Annotated in this window: 14 protein-coding genes and 1 tRNA gene; 12 read left to right on the top strand and 3 right to left on the bottom strand. The window is 62.8% G+C overall.

The window, feature by feature from the left end; all coding sequences use genetic code 11:
• Positions 1 to 48: 48 nt before the first annotated feature.
• Positions 49 to 858: a GTP cyclohydrolase FolE2 gene (gene folE2 / locus ACIPHM_RS14195; RefSeq protein ID WP_400328976.1), complete on the top strand. Its 810-nt coding sequence runs from the start codon at positions 49 to 51 to the stop codon at positions 856 to 858.
• 121 nt (positions 859 to 979) lie between these two features.
• Here folE2 and tsaD read toward each other — a convergent pair whose 3' ends face one another.
• Positions 980 to 2,011 (bottom strand): tRNA (adenosine(37)-N6)-threonylcarbamoyltransferase complex transferase subunit TsaD, encoded by a 1,032-nt coding sequence (gene tsaD / locus ACIPHM_RS14190; protein ID WP_400328975.1) that lies wholly within the window; start codon positions 2,009 to 2,011, stop codon positions 980 to 982.
• 90 nt (positions 2,012 to 2,101) lie between these two features.
• Here tsaD and ACIPHM_RS14185 point away from each other — a divergent pair, with 90 nt between their 5' ends.
• The 6 genes from ACIPHM_RS14185 (at position 2,102) to ACIPHM_RS14160 (ending at position 9,501) form a co-directional block, all read left to right on the top strand.
• Positions 2,102 to 3,385 (top strand): NAD(P)/FAD-dependent oxidoreductase, encoded by a 1,284-nt coding sequence (locus ACIPHM_RS14185; protein WP_400328973.1) that lies wholly within the window; start codon positions 2,102 to 2,104, stop codon positions 3,383 to 3,385.
• Positions 3,386 to 3,803: 418 nt separating this feature from the next.
• The gene (locus tag ACIPHM_RS14180; RefSeq protein ID WP_400328971.1) at positions 3,804 to 4,250 is read left to right on the top strand and encodes a GatB/YqeY domain-containing protein; all 447 of its coding nucleotides are present in this window, start codon (positions 3,804 to 3,806) and stop codon (positions 4,248 to 4,250) included.
• A gap of 69 nt (positions 4,251 to 4,319) precedes the next feature.
• Positions 4,320 to 6,200, top strand: coding sequence for a DNA primase (gene dnaG / locus ACIPHM_RS14175; protein WP_400328968.1), 1,881 nt, complete (start codon positions 4,320 to 4,322; stop codon positions 6,198 to 6,200).
• A gap of 63 nt (positions 6,201 to 6,263) precedes the next feature.
• Positions 6,264 to 8,906, top strand: a complete 2,643-nt coding sequence (rpoD, locus tag ACIPHM_RS14170) for an RNA polymerase sigma factor RpoD (protein WP_400328965.1) — start codon at positions 6,264 to 6,266, stop codon at positions 8,904 to 8,906.
• A 28-nt stretch (positions 8,907 to 8,934) separates the two neighbouring features.
• Positions 8,935 to 9,010 (top strand) — tRNA-Ile (locus ACIPHM_RS14165).
• Positions 9,011 to 9,222: 212 nt separating this feature from the next.
• Positions 9,223 to 9,501, top strand: coding sequence for a hypothetical protein (locus tag ACIPHM_RS14160; RefSeq protein ID WP_400328963.1), 279 nt, complete (start codon positions 9,223 to 9,225; stop codon positions 9,499 to 9,501).
• A 95-nt stretch (positions 9,502 to 9,596) separates the two neighbouring features.
• On the opposite strand, the gene ACIPHM_RS14155 is transcribed toward ACIPHM_RS14160, so the two are convergent.
• Positions 9,597 to 10,952 (bottom strand): MFS transporter, encoded by a 1,356-nt coding sequence (locus ACIPHM_RS14155; RefSeq protein WP_400328960.1) that lies wholly within the window; start codon positions 10,950 to 10,952, stop codon positions 9,597 to 9,599.
• Between the two features lie 123 nt (positions 10,953 to 11,075).
• Here ACIPHM_RS14155 and ACIPHM_RS14150 point away from each other — a divergent pair, with 123 nt between their 5' ends.
• The 5 genes from ACIPHM_RS14150 to ACIPHM_RS14130 all read left to right on the top strand — a co-directional run bounded on the left by ACIPHM_RS14150 (position 11,076) and on the right by ACIPHM_RS14130 (position 17,513).
• Positions 11,076 to 12,095 carry an asparaginase gene (locus ACIPHM_RS14150; protein WP_400328957.1) on the top strand — a complete coding sequence of 340 codons (1,020 nt, stop codon included), beginning with the start codon at positions 11,076 to 11,078 and terminating at the stop codon, positions 12,093 to 12,095.
• 18 nt (positions 12,096 to 12,113) lie between these two features.
• On the top strand, positions 12,114 to 12,845 hold the full coding sequence (locus ACIPHM_RS14145; protein WP_400328954.1) for a GntR family transcriptional regulator: 732 nt from the start codon (positions 12,114 to 12,116) through the stop codon (positions 12,843 to 12,845).
• Between the two features lie 270 nt (positions 12,846 to 13,115).
• Complete coding sequence (locus ACIPHM_RS14140) at positions 13,116 to 14,999, top strand: methyl-accepting chemotaxis protein (RefSeq protein ID WP_400328951.1); 1,884 nt, start codon at positions 13,116 to 13,118, stop codon at positions 14,997 to 14,999.
• A 204-nt stretch (positions 15,000 to 15,203) separates the two neighbouring features.
• Positions 15,204 to 15,587: a GFA family protein gene (locus ACIPHM_RS14135; protein WP_400328948.1), complete on the top strand. Its 384-nt coding sequence runs from the start codon at positions 15,204 to 15,206 to the stop codon at positions 15,585 to 15,587.
• A gap of 312 nt (positions 15,588 to 15,899) precedes the next feature.
• A complete protein-coding gene (locus ACIPHM_RS14130; protein ID WP_400328945.1) occupies positions 15,900 to 17,513 on the top strand; it encodes a methyl-accepting chemotaxis protein in 1,614 nt (537 codons plus the stop codon).
• A 209-nt stretch (positions 17,514 to 17,722) separates the two neighbouring features.
• Here the strand turns inward: ACIPHM_RS14130 and ACIPHM_RS14125 are convergent, their stop codons facing one another.
• Positions 17,723 to 19,219, bottom strand: a complete 1,497-nt coding sequence (locus tag ACIPHM_RS14125) for an acetyl-CoA hydrolase/transferase family protein (RefSeq protein ID WP_400328943.1) — start codon at positions 19,217 to 19,219, stop codon at positions 17,723 to 17,725.
• Positions 19,220 to 19,323 lie beyond the last annotated feature (104 nt).

The following is a 19,323-nucleotide window of genomic DNA, read 5'->3' as shown; positions in this document are numbered from 1 at the left end:
TTTGCCCATTGCCTCCCCCGTCGGCTTGCCGGCAAAGAAGGAAATTAGATGAATCAGATGAACCCCGCTTTCGTCATGCCGGACGTGCAGAGCACCGTCGACACCCGGCAGATTCCGATTCAGCGCGTTGGCGTGCGTGGTGTGCGTCATCCGCTGTCGGTGCGTCTGGCCGATGGTGATGTGCAGGCCACCATCGGTTTGTTCAACCTCGACGTGCATTTGCCAGCCGACCAGAAGGGCACGCATATGTCGCGCTTCGTGGCGCTGCTCGAAGCGAATCGCGAACCGCTGGACGTCGCCGGTTTCCGTGCCATGCTCGACAGCATGCTGGAGAGGCTCGAAGCCGAAGCCGGTCGCATCGAAGTGACGTTCCCGTACTTCATCAACAAGACGGCCCCCGTCTCGGGCGTGCAGAGTCTGATGGACTACGAGGTCACGCTCACGGGCGATGTGCGTAACGGCGAAACGCGTGTGTGGCTCAAGGTGCTTGTGCCGGTCACCAGCCTATGCCCGTGCTCGAAGAAGATCTCGCAGTACGGCGCGCACAATCAGCGCTCGCACATCACCATCGATGCCGAGATCGTGGGCGATATCGCTGTCGAGGATCTGGCGCGCATGGCGGAGGAAGAGGCGTCGTGCGAGTTGTGGGGGCTGCTCAAGCGTCCGGACGAGAAGTTTGTGACCGAGCGCGCCTACGAGAATCCGAAGTTCGTCGAAGATCTGGTGCGTGATGTGGCGACACGTCTGAACAATGAGCCGCGTATTGCGGCCTATGTGCTTCAGGCGGAGAACTTCGAGTCGATCCACAATCACAGCGCTTATGCCGTGATCGAGCGCGACAAGCGTCTGGCTGCCTGATCGCCTGATGGCCTGAAAGCTCGTTGTGACGGCACCTTCGGGTGCGTCGTCGGCGACAAAAAACCGCTCCTCGGAGCGGTTTTTTCTTGGGCGCTTGCCAGCCGTCAAGCCGGGCAGTGCGTCACGCGCTGCGTACGATGTCCGCGAGATCCCATCGCGGGCGAACGGTATAGGCGTACTCGCTGTCCGCTTCGTCCGGCCAGTGTTTGAGGCGCATGGCACCGGCAAAGGCGATCATCGCGCCGTTATCCGTGCAGAACGCGAGGTCCGGATAGTGCACGCGATAACCGCGACGACGCGCCGCTTCGTTCAGTCCTGCGCGCAATTGCGCGTTCGCGCCGACGCCGCCGGCCACGACCAGCGTCTTCATGCCGGTCTGCTTGAGCGCGGCCATCGATTTGGCGACGAGCACGTCGACGATCGCGTCGACGAAACCGCGCGCGAGATCGGCTTTTTCCTGCTCGCAGACATTGCCGCCGAGATTGCGCACTTGCGTGAGCACGGCGGTCTTCAGGCCGCTGAAGCTGAAATCGAGGTTGCCCGAGTGTTTCATCGGTCGCGGCAGATCGTAGCGGCCCGGCGTACCGAATTCGGCCAGACGCGAGACGGCCGGCCCGCCCGGGTAACCGAGGCCCAGCAGTTTGGCGGTCTTGTCGAAGGCTTCGCCGGCGGCGTCGTCCAGCGTTTCGCCGAGCATTGCGTACTGACCGAAGGCGCGGACTTCCATCAATTGCGTGTGGCCGCCCGAGACGAGCAGGGCGACGAACGGGAAATCGGGGGCGTCAGGGGCGAGTAGCGGCGACAGCAGATGGCCTTCCAGGTGATGCACGCCGACGACCGGGCGGTCGAGTGCGAAGGCCAGCGCGTTTGCGACGCTTGCGCCGACCAGCAACGCACCGGCCAGTCCGGGGCCTTGCGTGTAGGCGATGGCGTCGACGGCAGAGAGCGGCTTGCCCGCTTGTGCGAGCACATCTTCGGCCAGCGGCAGTGCGCGACGAATATGGTCTCGCGACGCCAGCTCGGGCACCACGCCACCGTACTCGCGGTGCATGGCAATCTGCGAATGCAGCGCGTGCGAGAGCAGCCCGGCCTCAGTATCGTAGAGGGCGAGCCCGGTTTCGTCGCAAGAGCTTTCAATGCCTAGAACCAGCATGGCGGGAGGAGATGCGCGTGGCGTCAATGAATGTGGGTAACCCGGAAGTATACCAGTCGACCCCATCGCCTGCCGGTTACAATGCGCGCCATGGAAAAGTTCGATGTAGCGATTGTGGGTGCTGGCGCGGCCGGCCTGATGTGCGCGGCCGTGGCTGGGCAACTGGGCCTGCGCGTGGTGCTCATCGATCATGCGACGCGTCTGGCGGAGAAAATCCGCATCTCGGGCGGCGGACGCTGCAATTTCACCAATATCAATGCCGGGCCGGCGAACTATCTGTCGGAGAACCCGCGTTTTTGCCGTTCCGCGCTCGCGCGTTATACGCCGCGAGATTTTTTGGATCTGCTCAAGTGTCACCGCATCGCGTGGCACGAGAAGCATCGCGGGCAACTCTTCTGCGACGAAAGTGCCGAAGACGTCATCGAAATGCTGCGAAAGGAGTGCGCCGCGGGTCACGTGCATTGGCGTATGCCGTGCGCGGTGCATACCGTGGCCTACACCGAGGCGGGTGGGGTACATCGCTATCATTTGACGACAGATGCCGGGCATATCGCCGCCAAACGTCTCGTGATCGCGACCGGCGGTCTGTCGATTCCGAAAATCGGGGCGACGGACTGGGGCTACCGCATCGCGCGTCAGTTCGGGCTGGAGATCGTCGAGCCGCGTCCGGCGCTGGTGCCGTTGATGTTCGACGCCTCCACGTGGGCGCCTTTCGCGGGCTTGTCGGGGCTGTCGCTGGAGGTCGAGGTCAGCACCGGTAAGGGCAAGGAGGCGGGCAGTTTCGTTGAGGACCTGCTCTTCACGCACCGAGGTCTGTCCGGCCCCGCCATTCTGCAAATCTCCAGCTTCTGGACGCCCGGGCAACCGATCACACTCGATCTGGCGCCATCTTCGGATATCGCGGCGGCGCTGTTCGAGGCGAAGGGGGCGTCCAAGCGTCAATTGAGCAACCTGCTGGCACAGTGGGTGCCGGCGCGGCTGGCCGACGCCTGGGTCATCAACAGCGGACTCTCTGCGCAGGCACGTGTTCAGGAATTGCCGGACAAGGCGTTGCGGGCGTTGGCGCAGGCGTTTTCTGGCTGGACGCTCAAGCCTTGCGGCTCGGAGGGATGGCGCAAGGCGGAAGTGACGCGCGGGGGTGTCGATACGCGGGCCTTGTCTTCGGCCACGCTGGAGGCTCGCAGTCAGCCGGGGCTGCACTTTGTGGGCGAAGTCGTCGATGTGACGGGGTGGCTGGGCGGCTACAACTTCCAGTGGGCGTGGGCATCTGCCGTGGCGTGCGCGCGGGCGATGTCTGAAAGTATCCATCCCGCTCAGGCGGCTGCGTCGGGCTCGGGTGAGGAGAGTCGAGCAACACCGACGGGCGCCCAGTGACGCTTGACGCCGACGAATGACGCCAGCAGGGGACGCGCTGTCATAGACGGGCACTCGGACGCTGTGCTACGCTCTCTCCTTCGTGGAGACGGCGCTATCTCGGTTGCAACGATCGTTTCGGCACATTGCCGATAGCGGTTCGAGGCGCCTCCGAGGCATTTCCTCGTGATTAGCGTCCAACACGCCAACGGTGGCGGGCGTGCGCCGGTGCCGAGGTGGCCGAGTCTCCGGCGAGCCCGCTTGTGATCGCATGTGCGATCGTTTCCTCAAGCGGGTTTTTGCGCTTTATACCCCTGCTTGTCCCTGCGCCAGTGCGTCGGCTGCGGCCGCGGGCGGTGAGTGTCCCACCGTAGTCGTCCTTTTCTTTGGGGCGGCATGCACTACACTGAAACGTAATCGAATTCCGGAATCCCAGCTCATGAGTCTGAAAGAACGCATCAACGAAGACATGAAGACGGCCATGCGTGCCAAGGCTGCCGACAAACTGGGGACCATCCGGCTGCTGCTCGCGGCAATCAAACAGAAGGAAGTCGACGAGCGCATCACGATTGACGATGCGGCCACCGTCGCCATCGTCGACAAGCTGATCAAACAGCGCAAGGACTCCATCAGCCAGTTCCAGGCGGCTGGTCGCACCGATCTGGCCGACAAGGAGGCCGCTGAACTCGAAGTGCTTCAGGTCTACATGCCGGCGCAGCTCTCGGCAGACGAAGTCGCGCAAGCGGTCAAGGCGGCCGTGGCTCAGACAGGCGCCGCTGGCCCGCAGGACATGGGCAAGGTGATGGGCGTGCTCAAGGGCCTGTTGGCCGGGCGCGCCGATATGACCGCCGTGTCCGCGCAAGTGAAGGCGGCGTTGGCTGCGTAACCCGGTGGTGCGGTTCGGTGCCGTCGCGCGTGCGACGGTGCGGCACCGCGCTGCGATGGCATCGATCCAGTGATTCCCCAGTCGTTCCTGCAGGATTTGCTCAACCGCGTCGATATTGTCGAGGTGGTGGGTCGTTATGTGCAGTTGAAGAAGGGTGGCGCGAACTTCATGGGGTTGTGCCCCTTTCATAACGAAAAGTCGCCCTCATTTACCGTAAGTCCCACCAAGCAGTTCTATCACTGCTTCGGGTGTGGTGCGCACGGCAGCGCGATCAGCTTCCTGATGGAGCATGCCGGGCTCGGATTTGTCGAAGCTGTTGAGGAGTTGGCCCGCAATGTCGGGCTGGATGTGCCGCGTGAGGCGCCGATGCCGGGCGCGCCAGCCCCAGCCGCGCAGCGCGCGCAAACGCTCGGTCTGGTGGACGTGATGACGCGTGCCTGCGACTACTATCGCAAGCAATTGCGCGGTGCGCCGGTCGCCATCGATTATCTGAAGCGACGCGGGTTGACGGGCGAAATCGCCGCGCATTTCGGTCTGGGCTATGCCCCGGATGGATGGCAGAACCTCGAGACCGCGTTCGAGAATTACCGTGACGACCAGTTGGTCGACGCCGGTCTCGTCATCGAGAGCGAGAAGGGCGAAGCGGGCAGCACGAAGCGACGTTACGACCGTTTCCGCGATCGGATCATGTTCCCGATCCGAAACACGAAAGGCCAGGTGATTGCCTTCGGCGGCCGCGTGCTGGACAAGGGCGAGCCCAAGTATCTGAATTCTCCCGAGACGCCGCTCTTCAGCAAGGGCAGCGAGTTGTACGGGTTGTTCGAAGCGCGCATCGGTATTCGCGACGCGGGTTACGTGCTGGTGGTCGAAGGATACATGGACGTCGTTGCGCTCGCGCAACTGGGCTTCCCGCATGCGGTGGCCACACTCGGCACCGCGTGTACGCCCATGCACGTGCAGAAGCTGTTGCGCCAGACCGAAACGGTGGTGTTCAGTTTCGACGGCGACGCGGCGGGCCGCCGGGCAGCGCGCCGCGCGCTCGAAGCGTGTTTGCCGCATGCCGACGACAACCGGAGTTTCAAGTTCCTGTTCCTGCCGAGCGAGCACGATCCGGACAGCTACGTGCGCGAGCACGGCACGCAAGCGTTTGCCGACGAAGTGTCGCGCGCCATGCCGATGTCGCAGTTCCTGATCGGCGAGGTGACGGCCGGCAAGGAGATGAATCAGCCGGAGGGCCGGGCCCGGGCGCTATTCGAGGCCAAGCCGCTGTTGCAGCAGATGCCGGCGAACGCATTGCGCGGCCAGATCATCCATGCGCTTGCCGATAGGGTCGGCAGCTCGGTGGAAGAGGTCGCCGAGTTGTGCGAGTTGCAGATCGGCGCGGCACGCCGTCAGAACGCGTGGGACAAGACGCCGGCCAAGCGCGAGAAGCGTCGCGTGGTGGGCACTGAGCACAGGGCCTTGCAGAATCTGCTGATGTTCCCGGCGCTTGGAAACGAATTGACGCAGGAAGAACTCAGGATCTTGTGCGAAGTGGGGCAGCACGCCGAGATTTTTTCGGAAGTGCTGACGCATTGCCGCGAGATGGGCGCGCAGGCCGACTTTCGTTATATGTCGGCTCGGCTGCGGACATCGCCGAATTGGGCGAGTTTCGACGACATCATTCGCGAAATTCTCTCGTTTGGTGAAAATACCCGCGACCTGATGCCCGACCCAAATGACGAGGCGCAGGTTGAGCGTCGCGAGGAGCAGATTGCCCTGCGGCTCACCGAGCTGCGCAGCGCAGTCCAGCGCCTGCAGTACGACCGGCTGTGCGAAGAAGTGGAGACGATTTTCAAGCGGGCGTCGCTGACGTCCGATGAATTGCGCCACGCTCAGGCGCTGTCGCGGCAACGCGACGAACTGAAGCGGTGGCTGGCTACGGCCGGCACAGGAGGCACGCGAAGTTGAGGTAAGCCCGCGTGCTACAATAGAAGGTTTTCAGTGGGCTGTTTTCTGGCAAGCGAGATCGCTATGGCAAAGATGACAACGACCAGCGGAAAAAAGACGGTTATCCCTTCACCGACGGCAAAGCGCGCGACAAGCGCGGCGGCGGCATCTGGTGGAAGGGGGGCGTCTCGTTCTGCGAAAGCTGGCGTTGTAGGAAAAGCCGGTGCGGCGTCGCAAGCCACGAAGAAAACGGCCAGCCAGGCAAGTTCGGCGAAACGTACTACGCAAGTTAAGGCAGCCGCCGGCGCAAAACAGACGACCGGCAAGACGGCTGCGAAGGTGACCGATGTCACCAAGCGCAAGAGTGCGACCGCCGCAACGGTGGGGGCTGCGAAGGCAGCCAAGCCGACGGTGAAGTCCGAGCCGCCCGTCAAGGCCGTCAAAGCGGCCAGGGCGGCAACGGCCACGAAGGCGACGGCCGGCGGGAAACCGCAGGCTCGACAACCCGCTGAAAAAAGCGCGAAGAGCGCAACCACCGCCAAGGCTTCGGGCCTGGCGGGCAGGAGTACGCCTGCAACGCGAGCCCCACGCAAGACCGGGGCTTCCAGCAAACCGGAGGCAGTGGTGGAGGTTACGCCGGCAGCAGTTGAGCCGGTCGTCCCAAAGGCACGCGGCAGAGCCGCGAAGACCGCCGCCCCGGGGGCGCAGAACGTTGCAGCGAATACTAACGATCAACCCGTGAACGAAGATCAGACCAAAGTGGAAAAGCAGAAGGCGCGTGATCGCCGGGCAAAAGAGAAAGCACTGCTCAAGGACGCATTTTCCTCGCACCAGCCCGGTACGGCCGAGGAACTTGAGGAGCGTCGTGGCAAGCTGCGGACACTGATCAAGCTGGGCAAGGAACGAGGCTTCCTGACCTTTGCAGAGATCAACGACCACCTCCCCGACGATGTGGTGGAGGGTGATGCGCTGGAAGGCGTGATCGCCACGTTTAACGACATGGGCGTTGCCGTCTACGAGCAGGCACCCGATGCCGAAACGCTCTTGCTGAACGACAATGCGCCGAATGCTGCAACGGACGACGAAGTCGAGGAGCAGGCGGAAGCGGCCCTGTCGACGGTCGATTCCGAGTTTGGCCGCACGACCGATCCGGTGCGTATGTACATGCGCGAAATGGGTACGGTCGAGTTGCTCACGCGCGAAGGTGAAATCGAGATCGCCAAGCGCATCGAGGAAGGCCTGAAGCACATGGTGCAGGCCATTTCCGCGTGCCCCACGACGATTGCCGAGATTCTGGCGATGGCCGAGAAGGTCGAGCGTGAAGAGATGCGCATCGACGAAGTGGTCGACGGCCTGATCGATCCGAACGCGGAAGCCAATGCGGCAGCAGCGGCGTCGGATGACGAAGACTTCGACGCCGACGCTGACGCAGAAGAGGAAGAAGAGGAAGAAGAAGGCGACGACGAGGACGATAGCGGCGGCAGCGGCGGCGGTGCTTCGGCAGCGCAGGTCGAGCAGCTCAAGCGCGACTCGCTCGCCAAGTTCGCCGTGATCGCCGATTGGTTCGGCAAGATGCGTCGTGCGTTCGAGAAGGAAGGCTACCAGTCGAAGCCGTACGTGAAGGCTGGCGAGTCGATCCAGGCAGAGCTGATGACGATCCGCTTCACCGCGCGTACCGTCGAGCGTCTGTGCGACACGCTGCGCTCGCAAGTGGACGAAGTGCGCAACATCGAGCGTGCGATCCTCAACATCGTGGTCGACAAGTGCGGCATGCCGCGCGCGGATTTCGTGTCGCGTTTCCCGGGCAACGAAACCAATCTCGACTGGATCTACACGGTCGTGGCCGACAACAAGGGCTACAGCTCGGTGGTCGAGCGTAACGTGCCGGCCGTACAGGAATTGCAGCAAAAGCTGATTGACCTGCAAGCGCGTGTGGTGTTGCCGCTGACCGAGTTGAAGGACGTCAATCGCAAGATGTCGGAAGGCGAGCGCCGCGCCCGCAAGGCCAAGCGCGAGATGACCGAAGCAAACTTGCGTCTCGTGATTTCGATTGCGAAGAAGTACACGAACCGTGGCCTTCAGTTCCTGGATCTGATTCAGGAAGGCAACATCGGCCTGATGAAGGCGGTGGACAAGTTCGAATACCGTCGTGGTTACAAGTTCTCGACGTACGCGACGTGGTGGATTCGTCAGGCCATCACGCGATCGATCGCGGACCAGGCCCGTACCATCCGTATTCCGGTGCACATGATCGAAACGATCAACAAGATGAACCGGATTTCGCGTCAGATTCTGCAGGAAACCGGTGTTGAACCGGATCCGGCGACGCTGGCCGAGAAGATGGAAATGCCGGAGGACAAGATCCGCAAGATCATGAAGATCGCGAAGGAACCGATCTCCATGGAAACGCCGATCGGTGACGACGACGATTCGCATTTGGGTGATTTCATTGAAGATACCGGCACGGTAGCGCCTGCTGACGCCGCGTTGCATGGTAGTATGCGCGACGTCGTGAAGGACGTGCTCGATTCGCTGACCCCGCGTGAAGCCAAGGTGCTGCGCATGCGTTTCGGTATCGAAATGAGCACGGACCATACGCTCGAGGAAGTCGGCAAGCAGTTTGACGTGACGCGCGAGCGTATTCGTCAGATCGAAGCCAAGGCACTGCGCAAGCTTCGTCACCCGAGCCGCTCCGACAAGCTCAAGTCGTTCCTCGAAGGCAATTGATTGCGCCTGAGCGAGCGCCAGTAGTTGAGGGCCGTTAGCTCAGCGGTTAGAGCAGGGGACTCATAATCCCTTGGTCGCTGGTTCGAACCCAGCACGGCCTACCAATATCTACGCGGCCTTGCGCCTGTGTTTTGAAAGTGCCCGCCCTTTGTGGCGGGCATTTTTTTGCCTATCGTGGACTGACGAGCAGGGAAATCGTGCGCGGCGCAGTCGATTCGGGTGTATCGCAAACACTTTGATAACGCTGACGTACGAACGGCCGCCGGCCCATATGGGTTGTGATCCGAACGGAAATGGAAATGGAGTGGGGGCGGGAATGGAAGTGGAAGACGGCGTGATCGATGCGCACGACGAACAGTCCGGACGGTTCATCGTGCGCTTCGGATCGGGAATCTACGCATTGTTCGAACTGCTTCGGCAGCCCGGACAGGAGAAGGGCAGCGAGCGGCTCGCGGTTGGTGACACGGTTCGCGCTGCGCCGGACAGCGTCGGCAAGATCGTCATGCTGAACATGTCGCGCAAGCGGCCGCTTCTGGTGACTGGACTGACCGGCCCGAGCAGCGAGCCGGCGTGTCGTCTTGCGATGCGCGAGTAACGCGAGTTTCCACTCGGACTCGCGCCGGCCGTCTCGTGATGAATCGCTTCGATGGGGCGTTCGAGGCGGCGCGTTGATGCCACGCGCCGGGCGCGTCACACCGACACCGTCTCCCCCTCGCGTCGGCCCAACTTCGGTCCGACGCCGGGTTTGACCTGCAACATTGCGAAGACACCGACCGCTGTCGCCACCGAAGTCGCAATGAACATCGACGAATAACCATACTTCGCCGACAGAATGCCCGCCAGCGTGGGTGCCAGCACCGAGGCAATGTTCGCGATGAAGTGCATCAACCCGCTAAATGTGCCCACACGCGTTGGCGCCGTGTCGATCACCACCGCCCAGTAAACCGAGTTCGGCAGCGCATTGAGCGCATTGCCCAGCGTCATCAGCGCGATCACGGCCCACACGCTCTGCGCCTGCGACACCATCAGGAAGCACAGCGTCGTGCAGGTCAGCGACGCTGCCGCAAACCAACTGCGCGCGATCACCAGCTTGCCCGTCTTGCGGTACAGCCAATCCGAAATGCGACCGCCGAGCAGCACCGTCACGCACGCGCCCGTCCACGGAATCATGCCGATGTACCACAGCGACGACAGCGTGAAGTGGAACTCGTCCGCGAGATATTTCGGCGTCCACGTCAACAACATGAAGTTCACATAGACGAACGCGAAGTAGCCGATGGAGTTGAATACCAGCGTCTTGCTCTTGAAGAAGCTCCACCACGGCATATCGCTTGCTGCCGCAGCCGCCGACGGATTGTGCGCCGGGCGTCCCGCCTGAATCAGTGCCACTTCAGCGGCATTCACACGAGGATTGTCCTCCGGGCGATTCGTATAGACGCGCGCGAACAGCGCAATCAGCACGAAACCCGCAACGCCGAGCACGATGTACATCGTGCGCCAGCTATCGGTCAGCAACAACAGTCCGACCGCGACCGGTGCCGTGAGCAGGGCGCCCAACGGCGTGCTCAGCAGCCCGATCGACACGGCGAAACCGCGCTCCGACGGCGACGCCCACGCCGACATCGTCTTGTTGATGATGGAGTAGGCCGGTCCTTCGGCAAACCCGAACAACACTCGAATCGTGGCGAAGCCCGTGAGCGCCGATCCACCGAATACCGCGATGCCCAGATCGCCCGCCCAGATCATTGCGATGGCAAACGCCGACCACGCCACGCCCGCAATCACCCAGACTGTCTTCGCGCCCAGCCGGTCGGCCAGCGCGCCGCCGAACAATGCCCCGAACATGTAGCCATAACCGAAGTAGCCCAGCACCGCGCCCCAGCCCGCCCGGTCGAAACCGTATTCGGCCGTGATCTGCGCGGCCGAATACGAAATGGCCCCGCGATCGATGTAGTTCACAAGGGCGATCACCACGATCAGTGCGAACACCGCGAATCGGTATCGCGTCGCCCCGGCGGCCAGATGGCCCACAGTTGTTGGTTGCATGACGTCTCCTGAATATTGATGTCTCTGGCGGATTTCTGCGAAGTTGCCGATGCCCTTCGCAAACGATTGTCGATTATATATAATGCACAATGCATATCAACTGAAATCTAAAAATCGTCCTCCATGCCCCACTCACATCCTGTGCTTCCCCTGGTTGCCGTCGCCTCGCTCGGCGGCACGATCAGCATGACGCCCTCCGACGCTGCCGGCGGTGTTGTCCCCACGCTCGACGCCACGCAACTGGCCCGCTCGGTGCCTGGTCTGTCTGACGTCGCAACGATCCGCACGGCGTCGCTTCGTCAGTTGCCGAGCGCCTCGCTGGGCTACGACGACCTGATGGCGGCCCTCGCCTGGGCCGAGCAGCAAATCGAGGAAGGGGCGAGCGGCGTCGTGCTCACGCAGGGCACCGATACGCTGGAGGAGACGGCCTTCCTGCTGGATCTGTTCTGGAAGTCGCCTGCGCCGCTGGTCATTACCGGTGCGATGCGCGCGCCGCAGGCCGCAGGTGCCGACGGCCCCGCCAACCTGTTGGCCGCCGTGCGCACGGCCTGCCACCCGGACAGCACCGGGCGCGGCGTGCTCGTGGTGATGAACGACACCGCCCATTACGCGCGCTGGGTCAGCAAGAGCGACGCGCTCGCCGTGCAGGCGTTCGCCTCGCTCGACGGCGGTGCCGCGGCACGTCTTGTCGAAGGCCGTCCGACGTTTTTCCATGCGCGCCCGGTGCGCGCGCAGTCGTTGCCGCGTCCGGTGCGCGACTGGCCGAAGGTGGCGTTGGTGAGTGCCGTGCTGGGAGACGACGGCGAGTTGGCCGAGATGGCGGTGAGGGGCGGATACGAAGCGGTCGTGATTGCCGCGCAAGGTGCGGGGCATGTGTCGTTCGGATTTGCGCAGCGCATTGGGGAGCTGACATCGCAAGTGCCGGTGGTGATCGCGAGTCGCGCGGCGGCTGGCTCGACGGCTTCGCAGACTTACGGCTATGTCGGTGCTGAAATCGACCTCGCGCGTCGCGGCGCGCATCTGGCCGGCTGGCTGTCCGGGCTCAAGTCGCGACTGCTGGTGAGCGCGCTGCTGGCCACGGGTACGGCGCCCGCCGAGCTCGGAGATGCGCTGGCAAATTGGAGTAAACTCACGCGTCAATAATCTTCACACGGCACCCCTTTGAAAAGCACGTCCTCCGCCTCTGCTGCTGTGCCGGGCGTCGCGTCCGGCACGGCCAGCACCTCCGGCCGCCGTCGGCTCACGGCGTATCAATACGCCATCGAAACCCTGCGCACCGAGATTCTGCAAGGCCGGTTGAAGGCGGGCGACCGCCTTCGGCAGGACGATCTCGCGCGTCGCCTCGAAATGTCGACCACGCCGGTGCGCGAAGCGCTGCGCACGCTGGTCTCCGAAGGTCTGGTGTTTTTCGACGTCCATCGCGGTGCTGTGGTGCGGGGTCTGACCATCGACGACGTCAACGAGCTTTACCGCTTGCGCATGACGCTCGAGCCGATGATGGCCGAGCAGGCGATGGCCACGATTCGGGATGAGGACATCGCACACGCCGAGGCGCTGCATATCGAGATGCTCGCGACCTCGGATGTCGTCAAATGGACGGAGCTCAATCAGGCCTTTCACGCGGCGTTGTGGACGTCGCAGGACAACTCGCGTCTCGCGCATCTGATCAAGACTTTGCGCGATGCGTCCGGCCCGTACATCGCGCTGTCGCTTTACATGCGGCCCGTGCACGTCGACGTGAGCAATCAGGAACACCAGAAGATGCTCGACGAGTATCGCGCTCGCGACGTGGCCGCCGCGCGCAAGCACACGCAGGCTCACCTCGACGCCACGCTGCACATCATCGTCAAGGCCATCGAGCAAACCGAAGCGGAAGCGGCCGCTAACGAGTGAGGCTTGCTGCCCGGCCGGTAGTGCCCCGCGCGGTGCCGGCTGTCATTGTTTGCCGTTTGCATCCCTGATGTTTCGCTATCCGTAACGAATCGTGCGCGAGCGGTGGCGGCGTACTTCGGTGCATTTCGATGAGTTTTGGGGTTAACACCTAAAGTTTTCTCAACGCACGCCGTAATTCCCTGGGTGGATTCTCCCACCTCGTGGAGCCGGTAGCCTGGGTGCCGGTCTCCTGTCTTTTGACCCCCGTAGCCGCAGGCCCATCCCGACAGCATGACAGTCTCTTCGCTTAGAACACGCATCATTCTGATCGCGTGTGCCACCGTCATTGGCGCACTGATCCTCTCCGGCATTACCACCTACGTCATCGTGCGCAGCAGCATGATGTCAACCATTTCGAACACGCTCGATGCCGTGGCACGTGGCAACACGCTGGCCGTCGAGCGCTGGGCGGCTGCCAAGGGCCAATCGGTCGTGGGCACCGCCGCCGCCGTCGAAAAGGGCGAGCAGGGTGTGGCGCTCACGAAGTTACTCGGCGCCACCAATGGCTTCCCGATTTCCAGCATCGGCTGGAGCGACAAGTCGTATTTCTCGAGCGGCCCCACGCCGCCGGACTACGATCCGACCGCACGTCCCTGGTATAAGGGCGCGACCGGCGCGGGCAAGCTGACGGTCGTCAAGCCGTACGCCGACATTGCGTCGGGCAAGCTGTACGTGTCGTTTGCCGCACCGATCATTCGTGAGGGCCAGACGCTCGGTGCCGTGAGCGGCGCCGTGCCGCTCGACGCCGTGCAGGACGTCGTCAAGGCCGTGCACCCCACGCCGTCGAGCCTTGCATTCGTGGTCTCGCGCGACGGCCTCGTGATCGCGCACCCCGACGAAAAGCGCATGCTCAAGCAGTCGAGCGACCTCGCCGCCACGCTCACGCCCGACGCGCTCGCCAAGCTCGAACATGCCACCGAGCCGATGGAAGTCGACCTCGATGGCGTGGCCAAGCTGGTCAAGGCGCAGCCGGTGCCCGGCACCGACTGGCTCTTCGTCGTCGCCCTCGACAAATCCGAAGCCACGGCAGGTTTGTCGAGCGTGTTGAGCGGCACCGTCATCTCGTTGATCGTCCTGACGCTGTGCGCCATCGGTATCGCCAGCTTCTTTACGTCGAAGGCCTTCCGCCGACTCTCGCAAGTGCGCGACGCGATGGATACCATCGGCTCCGGCGGTGGCGATCTGACCCGCCGTCTCGATGTCATCGGTCATGACGAAGTCGCGCAAATCTCGCGCTCGTTCAACGCTTTCGTGGACAAGATCAGCACCGTCATGCTCGACGTGCGCTCCGGGGTTCACGGCATGACGTCGGCCACGAGCGAGATCGAAATGGGCAACCGCGATCTGTCGCAGCGCACCGAAGCGTCGGCGGGCACGTTGCAGGAGACGTCGGCGGCGCTGACCGAACTGACGGCGAGTGTCAAGCAGACGGCCGAGGCCGCCGAGCACGCCACGCGCCTTGCCACCGATGCGAGCGACGCGGCAGCGCGTGGCGGCGATGTCGTCACGGGTGCCGTCACCACGATGAGCGAAATCGCGCAATCGTCCGAGCGCATCACCGAGATCATCGGTGTGATCGACGGCATCGCTTTCCAGACCAATATTCTGGCGCTCAACGCGGCCGTCGAAGCCGCCCGTGCTGGCGAGCAGGGCCGCGGCTTTGCCGTGGTGGCCGGGGAAGTGCGCACGCTGGCGCAACGCAGCGCCGCAGCCGCGCAGGAAATCAAGACGTTGATCGAAGCCTCGGTGCAGAACGTCAAGAGCGGCACGCAGCGCGTGCAGGCAGCGGGCAATACGATGGGTGAAATTGTCGACGGCATCGGCCGCGTGCGTCGCCTGATCGGCGAGATTCACACGGCGATGATGGAGCAGAGCACCGGCATCAGCCAGATCGACCGCAGTGTGGCAGAGATGGATCAGTCGACGCAGCAGAACGCGGCGCTGGTCGAAGAGTCGGCCGCCGCATCGGCCATGCTCAGCGAGCAGGCGCGCAATCTGGCCGATACGGTCGCGCTGTTCCAGTTGCGCGAACATAGCCGTCACGGTGCCACAGTGGTTCATGCACAGCTCGGTGCGCGTGGCCCGCAGCGCGACGAGCCGGCGCTGGCTGCCTGAGTATCCGAACGTTTCACCTCCCCGCTAGGCGAGACCGGCGCTATGCCGCCGGTTGCCGCCCGCCCGCCGGATTTTGCCGCACAATAGGCCGCACGCCGGCGGGTTCTCTTCAAGACTTCCCAGCCTCCCGATCCTTCGACGCCGCTTCGCGTCGACCGAGCGATATTCGCCGGCGGTGTCCCCAATATTCCGAGGAGATGCGTCATGGCGAATCAGCAAAACCAGCCGAGTCAGTCGAGTCATCAGTACGCAGGTGGATGCCATTGCGGTGATTTGCGCTTCACCGCAAATATTGATTTATCCAAAACAATTGTGTGCAATTGTTCGATCTGTAAGAAGCGTGGATTGATTCTCGCTTTCGCGCCGATCGCGGAGTTTTCGCAAATCGCGGGTGCAGGAAAAGCGCGGGAATATCTTTTCAATAAGCACCGCATTCGTCATCAGTTCTGTCTCAATTGTGGCGTCGAGGCATTCGCCTTTGGCGAAATGCCGGACGGATCGAAAATGGCAGCCATTAACGTGCGCTGCATTGACGACATCGATCTCGATTCCGTTCACCCCACGCCGTTCGACGGTGCCAGCCGCTAAGCACGGACGCTGCATACCCGGGCCCGATTTCGTATTGGGCGAAAGATCGGGCAATCGTTGTTCAATTGATTAATATCTCATTTAATAGATTATTGAATATATATTGATGGATATTATTGAGCGCTTCAGTTGTCGTCGGGTTTGCTTTGCGAAACCGGCGCAAGAAGAATACGGATGCTGGTTTTATTTTTCGATTTTTGAAATATTTTGAAAGCCAGCTCGTGAGAATCAGGGGTTTATTGGCTCAAGTTTCTTGAATGGTTGCCCGTTACTGCATGCGATTGTTCTTGTTTTGTCGCATATGGAGCGGGCATGAAGTTCTTGGGTAGTCTCAAAATCGGCACGCGGTTGACCGTCGGATTTGCCGTCACGCTGGTCCTGTTGTGCATTGTGGGCGGCATGGCCGTGTATCAGGCGTCGCGCATTTACGGTGGCACCCGCGACCTCGCTGATAACTGGCTGCCCAGCGTGCAGACGCTTGGCACCGCGCAGGTGGCCGCCAACTCGGCGCGCCGGGCAACGCTGGCCATGCTGCTCGCCGCGTCCGATGCCTCGCGCTCGGACGAGATCGGCAAGCGCCGGGCCGCGATCGACCTGATGAACAAGACGCTCGACAGCTACAACAGCATGGTCGCGTCGAGCGAAGACCGTCGCGCGTACGACGCCGTGAAAGAGGCCTGGTCGAACTATCTGGCCATCGACAATCGCGTCGCCGAGCTGGAGTTGGGCGACGATACCGCAAAAGAGCAGGCGCGCACGCTGGTCACGACCGACGCCGTCAAAAATTTTGGCGCACTGAGCGATCGGCTCGCCGAACACGTAGCCGTCAATCGCGCCGGTGCGAACGCCGCAACCGATGCCGCCGCAAGCGACTACCAGACCGCTTTCGTCGCGACCATCGTGCTGATTGTGCTGGCGCTCGCCGTGGCTGTTGTCATCGCGTGGCTCATCACGCGCTCGATCACGGTGCCGATCGGCCGCTGTGTGGAGATTGCGCAGACGGTGGCGCGTGGCGATCTCAGTTCGCATATCGACGTGCACGGACGGGACGAACTCGCCCAACTGCTGGGTTCGCTCGCGGATATGAACGGCAAGCTCGCGCAGGTCGTGGGGCAGGTGCGCAACACCAGCGAGAGCATCGCGACCGGCTCGGCGCAGATTGCCGCGGGCAACACCGATCTGTCTTCGCGCACGGAGCAGCAGGCGGCGTCGCTGGAGGAGACGGCGGCGAGCATGGAAGAGCTGACGACGACCGTCAAACAGAACGCCGACAATGCGGAGCAGGGCAACGTGCTTGCCTCGACTGCATCGCAGATTGCCCAGCGCGGCGGCGAGGTGGTGCGTCAGGTGATCGAGACGATGCGCGAGATCTCGGACGGCTCGGCACGTGTGGCCGATATCACGAGTGTGATCGAGGGCATTGCGTTCCAGACCAATATTCTGGCGCTCAACGCGGCGGTCGAAGCGGCCCGTGCCGGCGAGCAGGGACGTGGCTTCGCCGTGGTCGCAGGCGAAGTGCGCACGCTCGCACAGCGCAGCGCCAACGCCGCGAAGGAGATCAAGGAGTTGATCGATGCGTCGACGCGTCAGGTCGGCGAGGGCGCGAAGCTCGTCTCCGAGGCCGGCGGCACGATGGACGAAGTGGTGAATGCCGTCAAGCGCGTGACCGATCTGATGGCGGAAATCGCTGCCGCGTCGACCGAACAGCGCACCGGCATCGAGCAGGTGAATCAGGCAGTGATGCAGATGGACACGGTCACGCAGCAGAACGCCGCGCTGGTGGAAGAGGCCTCGGCTGCCGCGCAGTCGATGGCAGCGCAATCGAGCGGCTTGCGTGAGTTGGTGTCGATCTTCCGGATCGAAGGCTCGGCCAATCTGCGGCCCGCCATGCGTGAGGGGCATCAAGTCCCCCGAATCGCCGCCTGAGTTTCTTGACGGGCTGATTCGCGCCTTGCGACGCCATAAAAAACGGCTCGCCTGAGCAGGCGAGCCGTGAATGCCGGAACGCTCTCACCAGCGTTCGGGCCATGGAACCGCATGCGTCCCATGTTCTTCTCGGCACCAACGTGTGCGGTCGATGCCGGTCAATCGGCTTCGGGCCGCTCGCCCCCCGGCGTTGGCGGCCAACGCCGATGTCATTTCCCCGCCAGCATCGAGCCGCGCTCGCGCAGGTTGACGTGCAACCCGAACGCCCGCTCCAGCGCGTGGGGCGTTTGTCCGCCGTAGCGTAGCGCGTCGCGGTAGTAGTCGCGCAGCACTTCGCGATAGCTCGGGTGCGCGCAGTTATCGATCACGAGATTCACGCGCTCGCGTGGCGCGAGGGTGCGCAGATCGGCCAGGCCCTGTTCCGTCACAATGATGTCCACGTCGTGCTCGTTATGGTCGACGTGCGGCACCATTGGCACGATGCTCGAAATCTTGCCGTCCTTGGCAATCGATTTGGTCGCGAAGATCGCCATGCGGGCATTGCGGGCGAAATCGCCCGAGCCGCCAATGCCGTTCATCATGTGCGTACCGCCGACGTGGGTGGAGTTCACGTTGCCGTAAATATCCGCTTCGAGTGCGGTGTTCAGCGCGATCAACCCCAGGCGCCGGATGACCTCCGGATGATTGCTGACCTCTTGCGGGCGCAGCACGAGCTTGTCGCGATAGCGCTCCAGGTTCTTGAACACGCGATCCTGCACCGCCTGCGACACCGTGATCGATGAGCCCGAGGCGAACACCATCTTGCCCGCCTCCATCAGATCGAACGTCGAGTCCTGAAGCACTTCCGAATACATCGTCAGGTCTTCGAACGGGGAATCGATGAAGCCCGTGAGCACGGCGTTGGCAATGGTGCCGATGCCCGACTGAATCGCGGGCAGCGTGCGCGGCAGGCGCCCGCGCGAGACTTCGTGCTGGAAGAATTCGATCAGATGACCGGCGATGTTCTGCGTGTCGGCGTCGGCGGGCAGCGCGTTCGACGCGCTGTCCGGCGTATCGGTAATGACGATGGCCGCGATCTTCTCGGGCGCAATCTTCACCACGTTCGTGCCAACGCGGTCGCGCACGTCGACGATGGGCAGCGGTGCGCGGTGCGGGCGCTGACCCGGAATCCAGATGTCGTGCATGCCTTCGAAGGCGAGCGGCTGCGCGAGGTTGATCTCGACGATCACTTTTTTCGCAAGAATCGCGAAGCTCGCCGAGTTGCCGACCGACGAACTCGGCACCAGCCCGCCGTCTTCCGTGATGGCGACGGCTTCGATGACAGCCACGTCGAGCTTGCCGAACTGACCGGTGCGCAGGAATTCGACCGTCTCGGACAAATGCTGATCGACGAACATCACGTCGCCGCGATTGATCGCGCTGCGCAGCGTGGTGTCGACCTGGAACGGCAAGCGCTTGGCGAGTACGCCGGCTTCCGTGAGGGTCTTGTCGGAGTCGTGCCCCAGCGATGCCCCGGTGATCAGCGTGATCTTCATGGGGTGGGCCTTCGCCCGCCTGGCCAGTGCAATCGGCATGTCCTTGGCGTCGCCGGCGCGGGTGAACCCGCTCATGCCGACCACCATGCCGTCGCCGACGAGCTTGGCAGCGTCGTCTGCGCTCATCACCCGGTCGCGAAGCGACGCCGGGCGAATGCGGTCTTCAAACATCGTGAGGCTCCTCGTCTCTCTTATTCGAATCTCTTGATTTCTCGGCGCGACCGCTATGCATGAGCCGGTCTGCGCGTGACTCGAAGTGTATTGACCCGTCGGCT

It is taken from the genome of Pandoraea sp. NPDC087047, assembly GCF_044745225.1.
In the GTDB taxonomy this organism is placed as follows: Bacteria; Pseudomonadota; Gammaproteobacteria; order Burkholderiales; family Burkholderiaceae; genus Pandoraea.
The sequence above is the reverse complement of the archived record's forward strand: the minus strand, read 5'-3'. Positions and strand labels throughout refer to the sequence as shown.